The organism is Ruminiclostridium cellobioparum subsp. termitidis CT1112 (genome assembly GCF_000350485.1).
Taxonomy (GTDB): Bacteria; Bacillota; Clostridia; order Acetivibrionales; family DSM-1351; genus Ruminiclostridium; species Ruminiclostridium termitidis.
Window position 1 is genome coordinate 1 of record NZ_AORV01000032.1, and the last position, 18,423, is coordinate 18,423.

The following is an 18,423-nucleotide window of genomic DNA, read 5'->3' on the forward strand; positions in this document are numbered from 1 at the left end:
TTTTTATATGGAAAAATTCAAAGGTTAGCTTGCAAGACGGGTATTAGCAAAATTTTGCATGCTAGCTCTTCTTTTTAAAAAGCCCGGCAGCCTCTATTAGTTCCTCGGAATGCTTCAGGGCCAGGGCAGTTATATCGGAGCCTCCTATTATTCTTGCTATTTCCTGAACTCTTCCCTTATGATCAAGTTTTCGTACGGTAGTGTAAGTATTTTCACCGTCGGAGTTTTTTTCTATGTACAGGTGATTATCGGCCATACAGGCCAATTGTGACAAGTGGGTTACGCACAGCACCTGGTGTGTTCTGGATATGTAGGACAGCTTTTCTCCGACCTTTTGTGCAGCCTTGCCGCTAATTCCGGTATCTATTTCGTCAAATATCAAAGTCGGAATGGCATCCACATTTGCCAGAATTGTCTTTATGGCCAGCATGATCCTGGACATTTCACCTCCCGAGGCAATCCTGCTCAAAGGTTTCAACGGCTCTCCGGCATTGCTTGAAATAAGAAACTCAGCTGAATTCAATCCATTTTTCGAAAAATATTTTTCCTCTTTATTAAATGACAGCTCTACCTTGAAGCTGGAATTTTTCATCTCCAGGTTTTCAAGCTCGGCAGTAATATTTTTTTCAAGCACAACCGCAGCCTTTTCCCTTTCGGTATTTAGCTTCTCAGCACTTTCATACAGCTTTTGAGATAATGACGCCAGCTGTTTGTTCAGCTCCTCAACAAGACTTTCACTTTGAAGCAGCTCTTCATATTCCCGCCGGGACCTGTCCAGAAAGTCCATTACATCCTCCAGCGTAGAACCGTACTTTCTTTTTAATCTTGTGATAATATCAAGTCTTTCATCAATACTCATCAACTCATCCGGGTTATACTCATCTGCTTCACGTCTGCTTCGAAGTTCTTCACAAATGTCCTCAAGCTGGTAAATTACAGATTCCAATTTCTCAGAGATGGAATTCAATTCAGGGTCATATTTCAATACCGACGCTAATTCCTGCAATGCCTTATTTGAATTGTACAGGACAGATTTTCCTCCGGTATCGCTGCCTTCGTTTAAAAGCTCATACGCACTGACAATGGAATTCATTATCTTCTCAGAGTTGGCCAAAACCTGGCGTTTAGCTGTGAGACTTTCGTCTTCACCTTTTTTCAGTCTGGCATTTTTGATTTCATCAATCTGAAAATTCAGCATATCCATACGGCGGGCCATTTCTCCCTTGTCGCCCGCAAGCAAATGAAGTTTTGATTTTATATTTTTATACTGCGCATACAATTCCAGATATTCTGTTTTGACCCTTTCAACTGCCTTACCGCCGAAGGCATCCAGCAAATCAATATGCGTTTCTGTTTTTAACAGTGATTGATTGTCGTGCTGACCGTGAATATCCAGAAGGAGCTCCCCTATCTGTTTCAGCATTGAAACATTAACCAGTCTCCCGTTTATTCTGCAGGTATTTTTCCCGGACAGACTAATTTCCCTTGATAAAATAATATTTCCTTCATCTCTGTCTATTCCGGTTTCCTCAAGTATTCTGTCTATCCCGGCATTTTCATATTGAAACACTGCTTCAATAATAGCTTTATCCTTTCCCGTTCTTATCAAATCCCTGGATACTCTTTCTCCAAGAACGGCATTGATTGAATCTATCAATATGGATTTACCCGCTCCGGTCTCACCTGTTAAAACATTGAGTCCCTGGCCTATCTCAAGGTTCAGCCTGTCAATAAGCGCTATATTTTGAATATCAAGCTGTGTCAGCATATTAACCTCCCAAGCCATTATTATGGCTTTGAGCCGCAACAGCGGCCGCAAAAACAGTTATGGAATTGTTCACTCCAATACCCGCCGCGCCATAGGTGAATAAAGGAAGGTATTGGCCATGTGCGAACAGTTTCACGCAGACTTAATACTACTTATTTATCATTTTATTGAATTTATTAACTATATCTTCAGCAATTTTCTCTGCTCTGCAAACCATTATAAGAGTATCATCACCTGCTATCGTACCCAGTATTTCCTGCCACTTCAAGGAGTCTATGGCAGAGCCCGCTGCCTGGGCCATTCCTGAAAGGGTTTTGACTACCACGATATTATTTGCATAATCGCTGGATACATAAGCTTCGGTAAGGATTGTTATGAGACGGTTGGATACCTGATTCTCAGACTGGGAAAAGGTTGCATATTTATATCTGCCGTCTGATGACATGACCTTTATTAGTCGCAGATCCTTAATGTCCCTAGAAACAGTTGCCTGAGTGACATCCATCCCCTGTTCCTTAAGCCTGTCGGCAAGTTCCTCCTGCGTTTCAATCACATTGCTTTCGATTATCTCCAAAATCTTGGCATGTCTGTTATATTTCATACTATTCCTCTTTCCTGTCATAGATTTTGTTTCTTAAGACTGTAAAAAAATTTTTTGAGTGAATTTTCAATATTTTTACCTTTGAAGCCGCCTTCTCAATCTCAATATAGTCCCCGCCTGTTATTTCATAATTCTTTTGTCCGTCAACGGTTACCAGAGCCTTATGTTCAAAGCCGTCAGATACCGAAACCTTGACCCGTCTTTCCTCAGAGGCCACAAAAGATCTTGAATACAGCATATGCGGACATATAGGAGTCACTATTATAAGTTTTGACGTAGGTTCGGCTATGGGGCCTCCCGCCGACATGGAATAGGCTGTCGAACCCGTTGGTGTGGCAACTACTATGCCGTCGCCGGGAAACATATCAAAAAAATTGTCATCGATATAGGTACTCAAATGCAATATCCGTGGTATCCCGGCCCGGGATATGGAAACATCATTAATTGCCACATCCTCTGCAAACAGTTTTCCCTCTTTATATATTCTAGATGAAAGCATCATTCTCTCTTCAATTATATAATTATTCTGAAAGATACTTTCAACAGCTTTATCAATTTCACCTTTTTCTATATCCGTCAAAAAGCCCAATGATCCAAGATTTATTCCCAAAATAGGGAGATTGTACAAATAAGCAGTTCTGGCAGTCTTTAAAAAAGTCCCGTCCCCGCCAAGACATATGATAAGCTCACATTTACTGCAAATTTCCTCAACCTCGTTATCCAGCCCTTCCATACCCTTTGTTACCGATCTGGTAGGTATGACAGCCTGTCCCCCAAACTTTCTTATACTTTCGATAAGCATATTTGTATAGGCAAATCCCACGTCTTTTTCATTATTAGTAATTATTCCGATATTTTTCATATTGCCCTCCAAATGCCAGCTTTATAACTGCACCTTTACAGTTTAGCAAAAGCCCTGACTTTTTGCAAAGAATTGCTGTAAAATAAAGACGTCTATGTGTTACAAAGCTCACTGTGTGCGGCATCAACCACTTTTCCGACCAGTTCCTGCAAATTCTCCAAGGCCTGCACAGCATCACTTTTTGATATATACAGCAAATACTCTATGTTTCCCTCAGGTCCCTTTATGGGCGAAAATGACAGGCGTTTGATATAAAGATTTTTTGAAAGTACAAAATTAATAATATTATTTATTACCTCTTTATGAACCCCGCTGTCTCTGACCACACCATGCTTTCCAACCTTTTCTCTCCCCGCCTCGAACTGGGGCTTTATCAGGCAGACCAGCTCTGCTTCAGCCTTCAGCAGCTCCAGTACCGCAGGCATAACCTTTGTCAGAGATATAAAGGATACGTCAATTGATGCAAAATCGGAAAGAAAACCCACATCCTCAGGTTTTACATATCGTACATTGGTTCTCTCCATGCACATGACCCGCTGGTCGTTTCTGAGCTCCCATGCCAGCTGTCCGTAACCCACATCTATGGCAACCACCTTCTCGGCCCCGTTTTTCAGCATGCAATCGGTAAAGCCTCCCGTTGATGCACCGATATCCATACAGGTCTTCCCATCCAGCCTTATATTGAATTCGCTTATTGCCTTGGCCAGCTTCAGGCCTCCCCTGCTTACAAATGGATTTGCGTTCTCCTTGATTTCCACCTGGCATTCAACCGGAACTTTTGTCCCCGGCTTGTCCTCACGCTGTCCGTCTATCCAAACTACTCCCGCCATTATGGCACTTTTGCTTTTCTCCCGGCTTTCAAACAAACCCCGGTTCACCAATAATATATCTAGTCTTTCCTTTTCCAATTTAACCTCCATGAGCATGTTATGGCTTTGAGCCGCATAATTCAGAATAGATTTTTAATACGTTCTGCAAGTGCTTCTGCGTCCAGGCCAAGTATTTTCAGCAATTCAGCTCTTGACCCGTGGGTTATGAATTCATCCGGAAGCCCCAGGATACTTATATTCCTGTTAATTCCTTTTTGGTTTAAAAATTCCAGAACCTTACTTCCAAAACCCCCGCTCCTGCTGTTGTCTTCCAGAGTAATTATATAATTGAATTCATCGGCAATTTTTAAAATCAAGTCCTCATCCAGCGGCTTGATGAATCTGGCACTTACCACCTGTATATCAATATCAGACCCCATGAGTATTTCAGCCGCTTGAAGCGCCGTATCCACCATACTTCCGGCAGCAAGCACACAAACTTTTTCACCTTTTTTTACAATGGCCGATTTTCCTGCTTCAAGAGGAATTCTTTGCCCCAGGCATTCCTTGCCCCTGCCCCTTGGATATCTGACCGCAATTGGTCCCTTCTGTCCGTTTACCGCATAATCAAGCATCTGCCTGAGTTCATAATAATCTGCCGGGGCCATTACCGTCAGGTTTGGTATATGACTCAGAAATGACAAATCAAACACTCCCTGGTGGGTTTCACCGTCCTCACCGACTATCCCAGCCCTGTCAACGCCAAAGATCACATGCAGATTTTGAGTTGCAACATCGTGAATAATCTGGTCATAGGCTCTCTGCAAAAAAGAAGAATATATGGCAACAATAGGAATCAAGCCTTTTACAGCCATTCCTGCCGCAGATGTCACAGCATGCTGTTCAGCTATTCCCACATCAAAGAATCTGCCTTGAAACTCGTTACTGAAGCGAAATAAGCCCGTTCCCTTTGCCATAGCGGCAGAAATAGCCACAATCCTCTCGTCCGAAGCTGCAAGTGTGCACATTGTATCTCCGAAAACTTCCGAGTAATCGGGAACGCTGCTGCCGTGTGTTTCACCTGTCTCAACTTCAAAGGGCGCAATACCGTGAAACCTGTCCGGACTTTCTTCGGCAAAGGAATAGCCCTTTCCCTTTTGAGTGTTGATGTGCACTAAAACCGGTCCTTTGATCTTTTTAGCAGCAATTAAAGCTTTGCTTATCTCTTCAATATTATGACCATCAACCGGTCCATAATATTTGTAACCCAGTTGTTCGAAAAATACACCCGGTGTAAAAATATATTTCACAGTGCCCTTTAGTTTTGAGATTACCCTTTTGGCCTTTTTACTGAATTTGGGCATCCTGTCCAGAAAATTTTCTATATCTTCCTTCGTCTTTGTATAAAAGGGATCTGTCCGCAATTTGCTCAGGTATCTGGACATACCTCCTACATTTTGTGCTATGGACATTTCATTATCATTGAGTATGACAATAAAATTGGAAGTATATCTGGCCGCATCATTCAGTGCCTCATATGCCAGTCCGCCTGTCATTGCCCCGTCCCCGATTACGGCAATTACGCTGTAATTTTCCTTCATCAGATCTCTGGCTCTTGCAATGCCAAGGGCAGCCGAAATCGATGTGCTGCTGTGTCCAGTATTAAAGCAATCATGCCGGCTTTCACAGGTTTTAGGGAAACCTGCCAGCCCCCCAAGTTTTCTTAACGTATCAAACTCATCTTTTCTCCCGGTTATGATCTTATGAACATATGATTGATGTCCCACATCCCATACCACCTGGTCCGAGTCAGTCTGAAAAATTTTGTGTATGGCCAGGGTCAGTTCAACCACTCCAAGGTTTGAAGCCAGATGTCCTCCGGTTTTTGAAACCTTATATATGAGAAAATTCCTGATCTCGTCAGCAAGTGCGGATAGTTCTTCATCATTTAATTTTTTTATGTCGTCAGGAGAGTTTATACCTTCTAAATACCCCACGAGTTAATCTCCTTTGTTTCCGGTCATTTTTTCTTTTTACCATTTTTATTCTTACTATTATCCCATCTATTCTTAGTTTTAACAAATTTAAAACGTCCAAACAAAAAGTTTGTAACCACAGCTACCTTATATATTATGTAATTGCTGTTCTGAAGTGCAACGGATTTTCCCAGGGCCTTTCCTCCCACAGTAAGTGATGCCACCATGGCAGTTATGGATAACCCGAATATACTGTTTTCAACCTGGCTTCCTTCCCCTGAAATTTTGTATACGATATAAGCTGCCGCAGTACCGCTTATAACACCGCAGATATCACCGACAACATCATTGCAGAAATTTGAAACCTTGTCTGCATTTCTTATTAACCTTATAGCCTGTTTGGCACCGTAAAGCTTTCTTGAGGCCATTGAATGAAAGGGCGCTTCATCTGCCGCGGTTGCTGCAGTACCTATAAGGTCAAACAATATACTGATTATGATTATACCAAAAACTATAAGAAAGGAAACTATTGTAGAAGCATATCTTATTGTTTCATTCGAAAAAAAAGACATGAAGACAGAAATAAAGAAAGTAACTATTGTAATCAAGAGTGTCCAAACTCTTGTTTCTTTTTTTGAACCAATGGTATTTGATTTAAATTTGACTTTACGTTCATCGGCTGGATGCTTATAATTGTCTTCCACACCAATCCTCCAAAAATATAACGGCACTGAAAACATATATTTGCCGTTATTAACTGACTTATAAAAACCGGGTGGCAATTTATTGAGTAAATTTTGCGGCTTAGGTCAGGCAGGATTTCCCTGATGCGTACTGGAATGTCGCCAAACCAGAGGTTTCCCTTTAACCGCATCACCATTGCGTTACCACATATGGGGCCTGATTACCACTTAGTCCACACTTTAATCCCCAATAAATTACATTTCGAACAGTCTAGGGGTTTTCCCCGACAGTCAAGATGATTCCTAGCCTCTTTTGCAAAAAGGGTTTCAAACAGCAATAATGCCCATATATCGGCCAATACATCAGGCATCCGATCCATTATCCACCAAATTTCACTCAAGGCAGGCTACTCTGTTCACAGCATTATTAATACCGCATAACAGGTTTAATCCCTAGTCGTAGTCGAGGTGGCAAGTACAGGGAACAATTTTATCGCTCCTGCGCTCAACTTTTCAACCACAAGAAAGGGTCTCCACGGAAAAGGGGTCAACGCCCGCATGCCATTGCAGATCGCCCCTAAGCCTTAACTCCCAGCATCAGCCCACCACTGGGCGTAGCAAGCCGACACAAGGAACTTCATCGATGTGCCCTTAAACGGATTTTTAGGCCCGTCTTCAGAATCATGAGTACTGACTAGAATACTGCGCCACCCTGTTTTTGTGTCATCGAGAACACATTATAACATAGAATACATTAAATTACAAAGGGAATATTGATCCAAATTCAGATCTGGAACAGTGATTGATTAATTTTGTGCTTTACCTCGTGATTTTTAAATCAACTGGTAACTCCCGCACCAACTTCATGAAATAAGGCTGCACCCAAAACAATTACGGAATTGTATCGCCTCATTTAAAGCGGTTTTTCCGTCAAAGCATCGTCCTGATGCTTTGACGGCAAAACCGCTTTACTATCGCCGACAATTCATCGTAATTGCTTTTGACCGTGCATCTTATTCCATGAAGTTGTCCTCGAGTTCCAGTTGATTTTAATAAATCTTATTTGTAAAGCAAAACGGAATTCAATTAGTACAACGAGTTAATTCCGCTTCACTGTTACAGAGCTTAATTTGATCTTGTCACCAGGGCCGTGGCCAGCTCTCTCAGGAAATCAGCCCTGCTTCCAAAGTCGGCCAGAAAGGCAATTCCTTCGCCGGTTACGTCCTGAAGCAGCTGCTTTGACTTATCCAGCCCGTACAGCGTCACGTAGGTTGACTTATCAGACTGTGCATCGCTGCCCGGCTTTTTGCCCATTTCCTCCATGCTGCCTTCCACATCCAGAATGTCATCCTTTATTTGAAAGGCCAGACCAAGGTTTGCAGCGTAGTTTGACAGCGCGGCAAATTCCTTTTCCCCGGCTCCGGAAATTATTGCCGAAGCCTCCACCGGAGCTTTTATTAGTGCTCCGGTCTTCAGTTTGTGCATGGCCTTCAGTTCATCACTGTCCACTCTTCTTCCCTCACCGTTCAAGTCTATGACCTGACCGCCGATCATTCCAAGGGAGCCGGCACACCGGGAAATAACCTCCATAGCCTTCAGCTTTGCCATACTGTTGCCGGTCAGCGCATCCTTGATCATGGTTTCATATGCCAGATTCAACAGTGCGTCACCAGCCAGGATGGCCATAGCCTCCCCAAAGACTTTATGATTTGTGAGTTTTCCCCTGCGGTAATCATCATTGTCCATGGCGGGCAGATCATCGTGGATCAGAGAGTAGGTATGGATCATTTCTATGGCACAGGCAAAAGCAATAACCTCCCGGGGTTCTATTTCAAAAATCTCGGCTGTGGCAAGAGCCAGGGAGGGCCTCAATCTTTTTCCGCCTGCCATCAGGCTGTACAGCATAGCCTCTTTAAGCCTGATATAGTACGGGTTTTCGATTGGTATGCTGTTTGCCAGGCTTTCTTCAACAATAGTCGAATAAAATGCTTGTTTTTGGGTAAAGATCATAGTTCAAAATCCTTTTCAATTAAATTTCCCTCTTCATCCTGGAGCAGGATGGATATTTTTTTCTCGGCCTCATCCAGTTTTGCGGCACAATATCTGGATAATTCAATTCCCTGCTGGAAATTGGTTATTGATTCCTCCAGGGATATATCACCCTTTTCAAGCCTTGATACTATCTGCTCCAACTGGGATATAGCTTCTTCAAAGCTCTTATCCTCCCGTATATTTAAGTCCTGATTCATGTATTTCCTCCTTTGCCGATTTATTTCCTGTCTGTGGATACTACACTGCAGTTGGCCTTTCCATCCTTCAGAGACACTTCCAGCATATCACCGGGCTTAACCTGCTCCAATCTGCTGACTATGGTCCCATCGGAAATTCTGACCACGCTGTAGCCCCTTTCCATAATTTTCAACGGACTCAGTGCATCCAGTTTTCCTGCCAGTAAAGCAAATTGTGCTTTTTTGTCTTTAATGAGCATCTGATTATCCCTGAATAAATGTTTCACGTCATTGTCCAGTTTCAACCTGTACTGATTCAACCTGTCATAGGGCTGCTGGAAAACCGGACGCGTCTTTATCTTTTGCAGCTGAGTTTCGCATATATTGAGTTTTTTCACCAGCGCACTTTTCATTCTCACATTGTAGTTTTGCAGTTTGTATTTCAATACCTCTACGTCTGGAACGGCAAGCTCGGCAGCAGCCGACGGTGTGGGAGCCCTCATATCCGAAACGAAATCACATATGGTAAAATCCGTTTCATGGCCCACGGCAGATATCACCGGTATTTTAGAGGCATACACGCTCCTTGCCACCACCTCTTCATTGAACGCCCAGAGCTCCTCCAGAGAGCCGCCGCCCCTGGCAACTATTATTACATCCACCTGGCCCAGCTGGTTGAGTTTCTGAATTGCAGCCGCTATCTGGCCGGCGGCCTGCACTCCCTGCACCGCCACCGGGTACAGCACCAGCTTCATTTTACCGTGCCTTCTGTATGTAACATTTATAATGTCTCTTATAACCGCCCCGGTTGAGGAAGTGACCACACCGATGCTCCTGGGCAGCAGCGGCAGTTTCTTTTTTATCGCAGTATCAAACATTCCTTCTGCCTGAAGCTTGTTCTTAAGCTGCTCAAAAGCAAGGTGCAGCGCTCCCAGTCCGTCGGGCTGCATATCACCGGCATACAGCTGGTACTGTCCGTCCCTCTCGAAAACTGAAATGTAACCGGATACGATTACCTTGTTCCCGTTTTGAGGCATGAACTTGAGCTGGTTGGCCTGTGTCTTGAACATAACGCACTTGAGGACGCTGTTCTCATCTTTTATAGTGAAGTACATATGTCCGGTGTAATGATGCTTGAAATTGGATATTTCACCCCTCACCGATAAGCCGGACAGTATCCCGTCATTTGAAACAAGCTGTTTTATATAGCTGTTTATATCCGAAACTGAAAAAACTCTGTTCAATTTATACCCCATTTCTGCTCCGGAAAAATAGTTTTTGCCAAAGCATAAAATAATCCATACTTCCCCTTTAAACAAAAAAAGATAATGCAGAAACTCACATTACCAGTTTTGATAAACCATACTATTTATCTGAGGTGTCTGCAGCCTCCGACGTTGCTGCTTTGTCAGCAGGCCCGGAGGTTTCAGGTGCCTCCTCCTCCGCATCGTTTTTGGTTACCTTTGCAAGCAGTCCGTTTACAAAAGCACCGGCATCTTCATTACTGTATTTTTTAGCAAGTTCAACCGCCTCGTTTACAGAGACACTGAAAGGAATATCCTCGCGGTATAAAATTTCATAAATCCCTATACGAAGTATTGACAGATCGACTTTTGACAGTCTGTTGATTTTCCAGCCCATGGCATATTTTTCTATAACTCTGTCAAGTAAAGCCACCCTTTCACTAACCCCATCGATAATGCCCCTTATATATTTCCTGTCGCTGTCGGTTAAATTCTCGTCATGAAGTGCAGTTTCAATCTGTTCGCTCCTGTCACTTTTCTGAATCTCAAGCTGATACAGCAGTTTCATGGCAGCTTCCCTTGATGCACGGCGTCCCATTAACAATTCCTCCTATGTATATCAATTGACATTTTTTATTATTTTCAAACTACAAATTGCCATTACTATAAAATACCATTTCTTGATACTGCTTTTTCGGGAACCTCTCGTCTTACTTATTATTACCTCTTATTACCTCACACCTTCTACCGGTAAGTTCCCGGAGGAAGTATCCTGTCCAGGAGGTTCTTGATATAGTCTTTGTCCTGGGACAGCCTCTTGCCTATATAGAAACCGACAACAACACATATAACTATAAACAATGCCTTTAACACTCCCAGAAGCAGCACAATAATGGCTATGGAAAGCCCTATTCCGGCTCCGATAATTTCACCTTTATGCTGCCTGTATACTTCATACAGTTTTTGCTTATCCATCATTACCTCCCATCTCGTGTATCACACGCCAGCAACAAGTTGCAATAAAAACACTTGTGTTCTTTCTGCGTGAAATGTATGATGAATTTTTAAATGCATTTTCACGCTGCACCTGCAATATGTCACTCAACTCTCGAAGACTTATATCCGGTGAAAATACTTTCTACAAGTACCTTTACACTTTCAACCTGCACTCCGGTACACTCCTCTACAGAGGATTTAACCTTGACCTGCATATCCTCTGAAAGCAGCGGAATGTTTATCTCGGGAAGCACTATGGCCTTGACGGTGATGCTGACGCTTTCCCCGATTTTAGTAACATATGCTTTTGAATCACGAATACCCGACAGTTTCCTTGAGGTTGCAAGTGCAATATTCTCAATTGAGTTCAAGGTGATCCTGATATCACCGTTTTTATTATATTTGATAATAGCCTTTTTATCTCCTTCAGGCTTAAAACCTGAGAGCAGGAACGTCAAGCTCAAGCAGAAAAATATCGAAGCAATAATGAACATGACTATAGATGGATTTCTGTTGGCTAATACCTCTTCATATAAATATGTATATGTGTCGGTCAATATGTCCGACCTTATAGTAACCAGCATTGCAAACATTGAAGCCAATGTAAGAAAAAATGCGTAAATAGCCAGCAATACACGTAATATTATGTTCATGAATCCTCCACCTCTTTTCATTTATTTTACAAAAAACTGCTGCATTTGTAATATAAATCTACAGCTAATTATATTTCATACATGGTCAAAAATCAAATTTCTGCATTTATATGAATTTTATGGTTCTTTTATATTATCCCCAGCAACAGGGCTTATATACTCTTATTAGATTCGTTTTCCTTCTTAATTTCCTTGTCGAAATTAACTCCCTGGACATGAATATTGACTTCAATGACATTAAGTCCCGTCATTGACTGAACGGCATTTTTAACCTTGTCCTGAATGTCCCATGCAACCTCCGGAATCCTGGCCCCGAATTCCACAATAATATAAAGATCAATTGCCGCCTCTTTTTCGCCAACCTCAACCTTAACACCCTTTGACAGGTTCTTCCTGCCGAGTATTTCTGCTATTCCACCTGCTATCCCGCCGCTCATGCCTGCAACACCCGGAACATCGGTAGCAGCAATCCCTGCAATAATGGCAACTACCTCTTCAGATATTTTCACTGATCCGTAATCATCCAGAATATTATTTTCTTCTTCCATTATGCACCTCTCCATTTAACAGGTTAACATACTTGAACCATAAACAATGTTCAAATGCCCTCATCACCATATTATGGCTCAGTTTGGTAAAATTATATCACTTCAGCACTTATTAATCAATGAGAATAAAACCAACGTCTTTAAAAAGAAATAAAACTGACGGCTCCAAAAAGACAAAAGAAAAAGGTTATCCATAGGAATGATCAACAGCTGGGCTTGAAGCGGCTGTCGGTCGTCCCTTTGTAAGATAACCTCAATGATATTGTTGAATTTAAATATTTTTAGTTAAAAATACTTCTTTATCACGATTTTTTCCATTGGGATATTGGCCTGTCTGGTAACTATATCAACTATCTGTGCTGTCTGCTGCTTGGATATAGCCGGCGCCTTAACAACTATATCTACACTTCCGTCATCACCAAACAATGCAACAACATCACTGAAGCCCTTACCCTTTATCAGGTTTTCAATATTTAATTCCTTTTGTGAAGTTTCAACTATCTTCATCATTTTAGCCTGGGCTTCGGCTTTTGCTTCTTTGGTAGCACTCTGATCATCAGTTATACTCTTCATGATTTCTATATCTTTGCCTCTTACAACATCTCTGTCCATCTTTGTCTGGGCAAAGTAACTATTTGCCTCCTTTGAAGCAGTTACTGTCTTCTCCGAATCATCAACCGATGCGGTCCCATCCCCGGTTACATCCTGATTATCCACATATACAGCGTCGCCGATCTGGGCAGAGTCTTCCTCACTGAACTGTGAGCTCTTGTTGTAGCTGTACTGTAGATACCCGGCAATAACTAGCATCAATACAAGGGATAGTACGATAATCTGTTTTCTTTTTAAAAATTTCATCACATAGACCCTCCTAACAATCTGAATAGTTTATTGCTCCCGTTGGCTTTCAGCCATAAGGATTTTTTTCGAAATGGGCGGTACGGCACCATTCCCTTCTCAAGATTATGTATATTCACCGGTATCACACTTTATTTCTATTTTTATAAAATTTAATTGTTTCTCCTCTGAAACACTTGAATCTTGTGGGCAGCCACCTCCAATAACGCTTCGGCAGCCTTTGTCAGGTTACTCCTGACTTCGGCATCTCCTCCGCCGTCGGCCACGATGACCACGCCTTTTACTTTCGGAAGTATTTCCTTGACAACAAAAGGCTTCTTGACCCCCTGGCTTTCCTCATAAACGATGCTTCTATCCCTGCTGTTCTCTTTAATGTCCCTTGAACCTCCTTCCTTGTCTCTCTCCTGGGTGCTGTTTTCACTTGAGTTTACATCTACCGCAGGTACCGACTCGCTTCCCGAAACAAAGGTGATCATTACATCCACCTTTCCGGCCCCTTTTATCTGTGACAGGATTGACCTGAGGTTTTCCTCTATTTCGGTTTTTGACTCACCTTTGGCCTGACCCAGGGTTTCAGCTGCAGTGGGATCGGCAGGTTCCTGTTTTTGGTTTACTGCCTGGGGAGTGGTTGTTGCCGCATTTTTTTTAAATGTATCTTCGAAAAGTACACTTCCTGCTATCAGGCATATTACCCCTATTATTGCAATTATTACAGCCTTCTCTATAATTTTTTTGCTGCCGTATTTGCCTATTCTCTGTTGAATTTTTTTTACCAATTCGCCTAATTTATTCATCTCGCTACCTCCCAGGATTCTATATGAAATTACCCGGTAAAACTTAAGTAATGGTTACTTCAATGCTTTCCTTATTTACTTCAAGAGACTTATTCAGATTCTGTTTTACCAGTTCGGCCAGTCTCTTGTCTTCAGGATCGACAAATTTCAGACCTTCCTTTTCCTTCTCTTTCTTTTTGTTCAATCCGGCATTTATATCTATTTTTTCCACTGTTACCACCGGTTCTATGGTTTTCTTGTCCTTTTCTTTTGATGTCTTTTTTAATTCGACGGATATTTTTGTAATTTCACCAAATTTTTCAGAATTGTAGTCTTCATTTATTTCCACTGTGGTCTTTGTTACCGAAACACCTTCCAGCTTGCCGGCCTCTTCCTCTATACGCAGTGCCAGCTTTTTTTTGTAGACTTCGGCAATTTGTCTGGCCTGGGTCTCCTCCAGCAGCTTGCTGCTGTTTTCAACCTCTTTCTGGTCTATGTAGAAGCTGTCGGCCTGTACCGCTTCACTCAAATCAAAATTGCTGTTTTTCAATTGGAGAAATGGATTTACCACGGCAATCAAAAGTACAAAACCCGACACCAGAGTTATTATTTTCTTTATTTTTCCTGACGGAACGATTATTTCAAACAAAATCAAAATCAATGAAATTGTTACAATATTTATTATCCAGCTTCTCAGAAATTCAAGCATGCCCTCACCTACCTTATCATTGCAGAAACATTTGTGGTGCTGATCACAACCGTTATGACAATCAGAAACATCACTGCCACGGCTGCTGTGACTCCAAGTACATATGTCAGCGAACCTGCCATATCATTGAGGCAATTTGTTATTTTTTTATCTGAAATAGGCTCTACAAAAGCACAGGCCAGCTTGTACAGAATAATTACGGCAAGTATTTTAAGCAGCGGAGCCAGGCAGATAATGATTATACCTATCATGGTAATAAGTCCCGAAGCATTTTTAATTATTAATGTACAGCCTACAACCGTATCGGCGGCATCGGCCAGATACTTTCCCACCACCGGAACGAAAGTCCCCAGCGCATACTTTGCCGTTTTGCTGGTCACCCCGTCCACAACGGCCCCCATGGAGCCCTGTATGGAGACTATTCCTATAAATACGGTGAGTATAAGGCCCAGGCCCCAGGTGCATATCTGTTTTATAAAACCTGAGAGCTTTGTAAGCTGGACTTTATCCGAGATGTTATTTACAATATTCAAAACCGTCACCAGAAATATCAGCGGGATAAAGAAGTTTTTGATTACTGTTGCACCAACCTCCACAAGCATTATGAGTATGGGCTGGAACACCCCCGCTGAAGTGAAGTTTCCCGCCGAAACAAGCAGTGTTATCAGCAGCGGTATTATTGCATGCATGAAGGTCACCATGCTGTCTATAATTGACATGCACATTTTCATTGCGCTGCTGAAGCTCACCATCAGCACTGAAACAATTACAATGTAGCAAACGAAAAATGCCAGTTCTCCCACGCTTTCCCCTAAAAATGAGTTTTGAAGGTTTTTGAGTACGGCACAAATTATTGCAAGCACAACTATCTTAAAAAGTATGTCAACATTGAGGAAAACCTCCTCCAGCAAATATTTGACCACCCTGTCGAGTATTCCTTTAACGCTGAGATCAAAATTCCCCTTGGCTGCACCGGCAATAATCTTTTCGGGATCAAATTGAGGAAATAGTTTCTCTGCGTCGTCATTGTAATACTTTTTTATGCTTTCACTGATTGCCGTGCTGTCATTGGCTTCCAGCTGTCCGTTTATTATGCTCATAGTGTCGTCAGGGGTCTCAGTCTTTTTTTCCTTCACTGCCGAGTCCTGATCCGCCCTGTTGGAAGTGCCGGCGTATGGAGGTTTCTCTTCGTTCCGGGATGCCGCATTGATTTCTACAGGATAAAAAAGGCTGAGCAGCAGCACAACAAATAAAACACCAATTTTTAGCTTCCTCTTCCTTTGCATACTACCCCCATTTGCTGCAATACAGCAGCATTAAAAAATAAACAAAGCTTCCAGCTGTCTTAATATTAAAACTTGTCCATATGTGAATTAAAATGTCACAGCCTCTAGGGCATCAGCTTGACAACAAGGTCCAGCAGTGATGTAATTATGGGAACTGCCAGTATTACAATTGTTACTTTACCTGCCAGCTCGATTTTTGATGCTATTGACGACTCGCCTGCATCCTTGCATACCTCGGCTCCAAACTCTGCAATGTATGCGATGCCTGCTATCTTCAGCAGAATTGTTATGTAGGTGGCATCAATATCTGCTTTTCTGCTGAAGGTCTTTATGAAATCAATAACCGAGGTAAGCTTGACCACTATCAGAACAAATATCAGAAGTCCGGCAACTATGCTGACCAGCATGGCAATTTCAGGTTTCTGCTGTCTGATTGTTACTGTTAAAATAACTGCTATAATACCAATGCAAACAATTTGAAGTATATCCATATCATCTGTACCCTCATAATTTTAACCCCTTTGGATTTGTCCATTAAAATTCGTATAAACCTCATTAAAACTGAAACATTGTTTTTACAGCGGCAAAAAGTCCTGCTATTTCCTTGGATACCATCATTAAAACAACTATAATACCTGCAAGTGTGGTCATCATGGCCTGTTCCTCCCGGCCCGACCGTTCCAGCACCTGGTTGAGCACCGATACCAGAATCCCTATTGCAGCTATTTTAAATATAAGATCTACATTCATAATGACCTCCATGAGCCATATTACGGCCTTGGGCCGCAGCGGCTGTAAATTATTTATGGGAACCTCTATCTCTTATCCGTTCTATGTGAAAAAGTATGCTGTAGGGCCTTGCATTGAAAGCGCTAGAACAATATTATGGCCAACGCCAGGCCGCTTAAAACTCCAAGAGTTCTATACATTTTTTCGTTTTTCCGTTTCATTTCTTCCGACTTGGCCTCCTGCAGCTTCAGCTGGGAGGAAACAAGCCTGATGTTGTTCAGCTGCCCTTCAAGGTCGGAATTTCCAAGCATCTTACCAAAAGTGATCAATATGGCCCTGTCCTCCCTGTTCAGTGAAAGCTTTGAATAATATTCATTAACAGCCTTGTCCCACGCCATGTCTGCAGTTACCCCTCCGGTTTGAAGGTTAAGGGCGGCAGCTTTGAAAAGTATGGCTGCATCTACCTTTGAAGTTTCATATATTCTGAAAAAGGCCTCTGCCAGCAAGTTTGACAAATAGCTTATTTCATTTTCCAGCATCTGGAGCAGGGCCTGCAGCTCCCGCAGGGTTCTGGGCCTTTTTGAACAATCGGCTGCCAGCAGAAAACCTATCAAACTTGTAGCCCCTGTTAAAACCACGGCTCCAATCATTTTCAGCAGCATCAGGAACACCTCCTGTAGATGGCCGACTGTTGGGAATCAAATACCTCTTCCAGCGTTCCGGGCCCGTTGCTTGAGCTTAAAACTATATATCTCTCAAATGTATTTGCTTTGATCATTGACAGAAGTTCCTCGCGCATTTTCAGCTCTGAAATGTTATAGCCATGTGCCGAAGCAATGATTTTGACTCCAGAGTTAAGTACTGTCATTATTGCCGCCTTATCGCCCCGGGTACCGATTTCATCCGTTACAATAATATTCGGGGACATGCTTCTGAGCAGCATTTCCATTCCAAGAGCCTTGGGACAGCTGTCCATAACGTCTGTTCTGAAACCCACGTCATTTTGTGGAATTCCTTTGCTGCAGGCGGCTATTTCCGATCTCTCATCTACAATTCCTATCTTCAATCCCCTAAAATCAATTCTTTCACCGCCATTGCTGAGAAGCCTTGCGGCATCACGTAAAATTGTCGTCTTTCCGCTTTGAGGCGGACCTATGATAAGGGTGTTATATATATCGTCACTGCTTTTGATTATGAATCTGACAAGTTTGCTTGAACAGCCGTAAACTTCCCTGGCCACACGTATGTTCAAACTGTTGAAATCCTTGATATTCCTTATTTGCCCCTCCTGAACTATTACCCGGCCGCTTAAACCGACACGGTGGCCTCCTCTGAGAGTCAAATAGCCGGATTTTATCTCCTCCTGAAAGGCATAAACGGAATTTTCACTCATTAATTCAAGGGACTTGATTATTTCATTCTGAGCTACCATATACGCCTCCCGTATATCGGAGGATATCTCACCGTTTACAGTCACAAACAGGTCCCTGCCGCCATAAAAGACCATCAGTGGTTTTCCTGCCCTCATTCGTATTTCCTGAAGATTGTCCAACTTTTCAGCCTCCAGCTTCATTAAAATTGCCCTGATACTGGGTATCAAATAAGGCAGTATGTCACTTTGCACCCCTTTAATCATGTGTATGCATCTCCTAAATTAAGTTATTTATATATATTAGGCTTTGTCCATGTTTATGACATGT

General features: G+C 42.4%; 21 protein-coding genes. All 21 read right to left on the reverse strand.

Features of this window, described 5'->3' with window-relative positions:
* Positions 1–61 precede the first annotated feature (61 nt).
* Entirely contained in the window at positions 62–1,768 is a 1,707-nt protein-coding gene (gene recN, locus CTER_RS11575; RefSeq protein WP_004625697.1) for a DNA repair protein RecN, read from the reverse strand.
* Between the two features lie 148 nt (positions 1,769–1,916).
* The gene (locus tag CTER_RS11580) at positions 1,917–2,369 is read right to left on the reverse strand and encodes an arginine repressor (protein WP_004625711.1); all 453 of its coding nucleotides are present in this window, start codon (positions 2,367–2,369) and stop codon (positions 1,917–1,919) included.
* Position 2,370: 1 nt separating this feature from the next.
* Positions 2,371–3,231 (reverse strand): NAD(+)/NADH kinase, encoded by an 861-nt coding sequence (locus CTER_RS11585; protein ID WP_004625682.1) that lies wholly within the window; start codon positions 3,229–3,231, stop codon positions 2,371–2,373.
* Positions 3,232–3,323: 92 nt separating this feature from the next.
* Entirely contained in the window at positions 3,324–4,139 is an 816-nt protein-coding gene (locus tag CTER_RS11590; protein ID WP_004625706.1) for a TlyA family RNA methyltransferase, read from the reverse strand.
* A gap of 41 nt (positions 4,140–4,180) precedes the next feature.
* Complete coding sequence (gene dxs, locus CTER_RS11595) at positions 4,181–6,037, reverse strand: 1-deoxy-D-xylulose-5-phosphate synthase (protein WP_004625669.1); 1,857 nt, start codon at positions 6,035–6,037, stop codon at positions 4,181–4,183.
* A gap of 23 nt (positions 6,038–6,060) precedes the next feature.
* Positions 6,061–6,720 (reverse strand): hypothetical protein, encoded by a 660-nt coding sequence (locus CTER_RS11600; RefSeq protein WP_004625717.1) that lies wholly within the window; start codon positions 6,718–6,720, stop codon positions 6,061–6,063.
* 1,104 nt (positions 6,721–7,824) lie between these two features.
* A complete protein-coding gene (locus CTER_RS11605) occupies positions 7,825–8,709 on the reverse strand; it encodes a polyprenyl synthetase family protein (RefSeq protein WP_004625715.1) in 885 nt (294 codons plus the stop codon).
* Positions 8,706–8,948: an exodeoxyribonuclease VII small subunit gene (gene xseB, locus CTER_RS11610; protein WP_004625684.1), complete on the reverse strand. Its 243-nt coding sequence runs from the start codon at positions 8,946–8,948 to the stop codon at positions 8,706–8,708. Before xseB ends, CTER_RS11605 begins: the two co-directional genes overlap by 4 nt.
* Before the next feature lie 20 nt (positions 8,949–8,968).
* Complete coding sequence (xseA, locus tag CTER_RS11615; protein ID WP_051066586.1) at positions 8,969–10,171, reverse strand: exodeoxyribonuclease VII large subunit; 1,203 nt, start codon at positions 10,169–10,171, stop codon at positions 8,969–8,971.
* Positions 10,172–10,292: 121 nt separating this feature from the next.
* A complete protein-coding gene (gene nusB / locus CTER_RS11620; RefSeq protein WP_004625687.1) occupies positions 10,293–10,769 on the reverse strand; it encodes a transcription antitermination factor NusB in 477 nt (158 codons plus the stop codon).
* A 146-nt stretch (positions 10,770–10,915) separates the two neighbouring features.
* Positions 10,916–11,146: a DUF2273 domain-containing protein gene (locus CTER_RS11625; RefSeq protein ID WP_004625708.1), complete on the reverse strand. Its 231-nt coding sequence runs from the start codon at positions 11,144–11,146 to the stop codon at positions 10,916–10,918.
* Between the two features lie 122 nt (positions 11,147–11,268).
* A complete protein-coding gene (gene amaP / locus CTER_RS11630) occupies positions 11,269–11,820 on the reverse strand; it encodes an alkaline shock response membrane anchor protein AmaP (RefSeq protein WP_004625694.1) in 552 nt (183 codons plus the stop codon).
* Between the two features lie 152 nt (positions 11,821–11,972).
* On the reverse strand, positions 11,973–12,368 hold the full coding sequence (locus CTER_RS11635; RefSeq protein WP_004625704.1) for an Asp23/Gls24 family envelope stress response protein: 396 nt from the start codon (positions 12,366–12,368) through the stop codon (positions 11,973–11,975).
* A 285-nt stretch (positions 12,369–12,653) separates the two neighbouring features.
* Positions 12,654–13,226: a SpoIIIAH-like family protein gene (locus CTER_RS11640; RefSeq protein WP_004625676.1), complete on the reverse strand. Its 573-nt coding sequence runs from the start codon at positions 13,224–13,226 to the stop codon at positions 12,654–12,656.
* 152 nt (positions 13,227–13,378) lie between these two features.
* Entirely contained in the window at positions 13,379–14,020 is a 642-nt protein-coding gene (locus tag CTER_RS11645) for a hypothetical protein (RefSeq protein ID WP_004625675.1), read from the reverse strand.
* Between the two features lie 43 nt (positions 14,021–14,063).
* Complete coding sequence (locus CTER_RS11650) at positions 14,064–14,708, reverse strand: stage III sporulation protein AF (RefSeq protein WP_004625671.1); 645 nt, start codon at positions 14,706–14,708, stop codon at positions 14,064–14,066.
* Between the two features lie 8 nt (positions 14,709–14,716).
* Positions 14,717–15,994, reverse strand: a complete 1,278-nt coding sequence (gene spoIIIAE, locus CTER_RS11655) for a stage III sporulation protein AE (RefSeq protein WP_004625693.1) — start codon at positions 15,992–15,994, stop codon at positions 14,717–14,719.
* A 104-nt stretch (positions 15,995–16,098) separates the two neighbouring features.
* Positions 16,099–16,485, reverse strand: a complete 387-nt coding sequence (spoIIIAD, locus tag CTER_RS11660; protein ID WP_004625702.1) for a stage III sporulation protein AD — start codon at positions 16,483–16,485, stop codon at positions 16,099–16,101.
* Between the two features lie 64 nt (positions 16,486–16,549).
* A complete protein-coding gene (spoIIIAC, locus tag CTER_RS11665) occupies positions 16,550–16,744 on the reverse strand; it encodes a stage III sporulation protein AC (RefSeq protein ID WP_004625685.1) in 195 nt (64 codons plus the stop codon).
* Between the two features lie 122 nt (positions 16,745–16,866).
* Positions 16,867–17,385, reverse strand: coding sequence for a stage III sporulation protein SpoIIIAB (gene spoIIIAB, locus CTER_RS11670; RefSeq protein WP_004625677.1), 519 nt, complete (start codon positions 17,383–17,385; stop codon positions 16,867–16,869).
* On the reverse strand, positions 17,385–18,359 hold the full coding sequence (gene spoIIIAA, locus CTER_RS11675) for a stage III sporulation protein AA (RefSeq protein ID WP_004625683.1): 975 nt from the start codon (positions 18,357–18,359) through the stop codon (positions 17,385–17,387). The genes spoIIIAB and spoIIIAA overlap by 1 nt, the downstream gene beginning before the upstream one ends.
* Positions 18,360–18,423 lie beyond the last annotated feature (64 nt).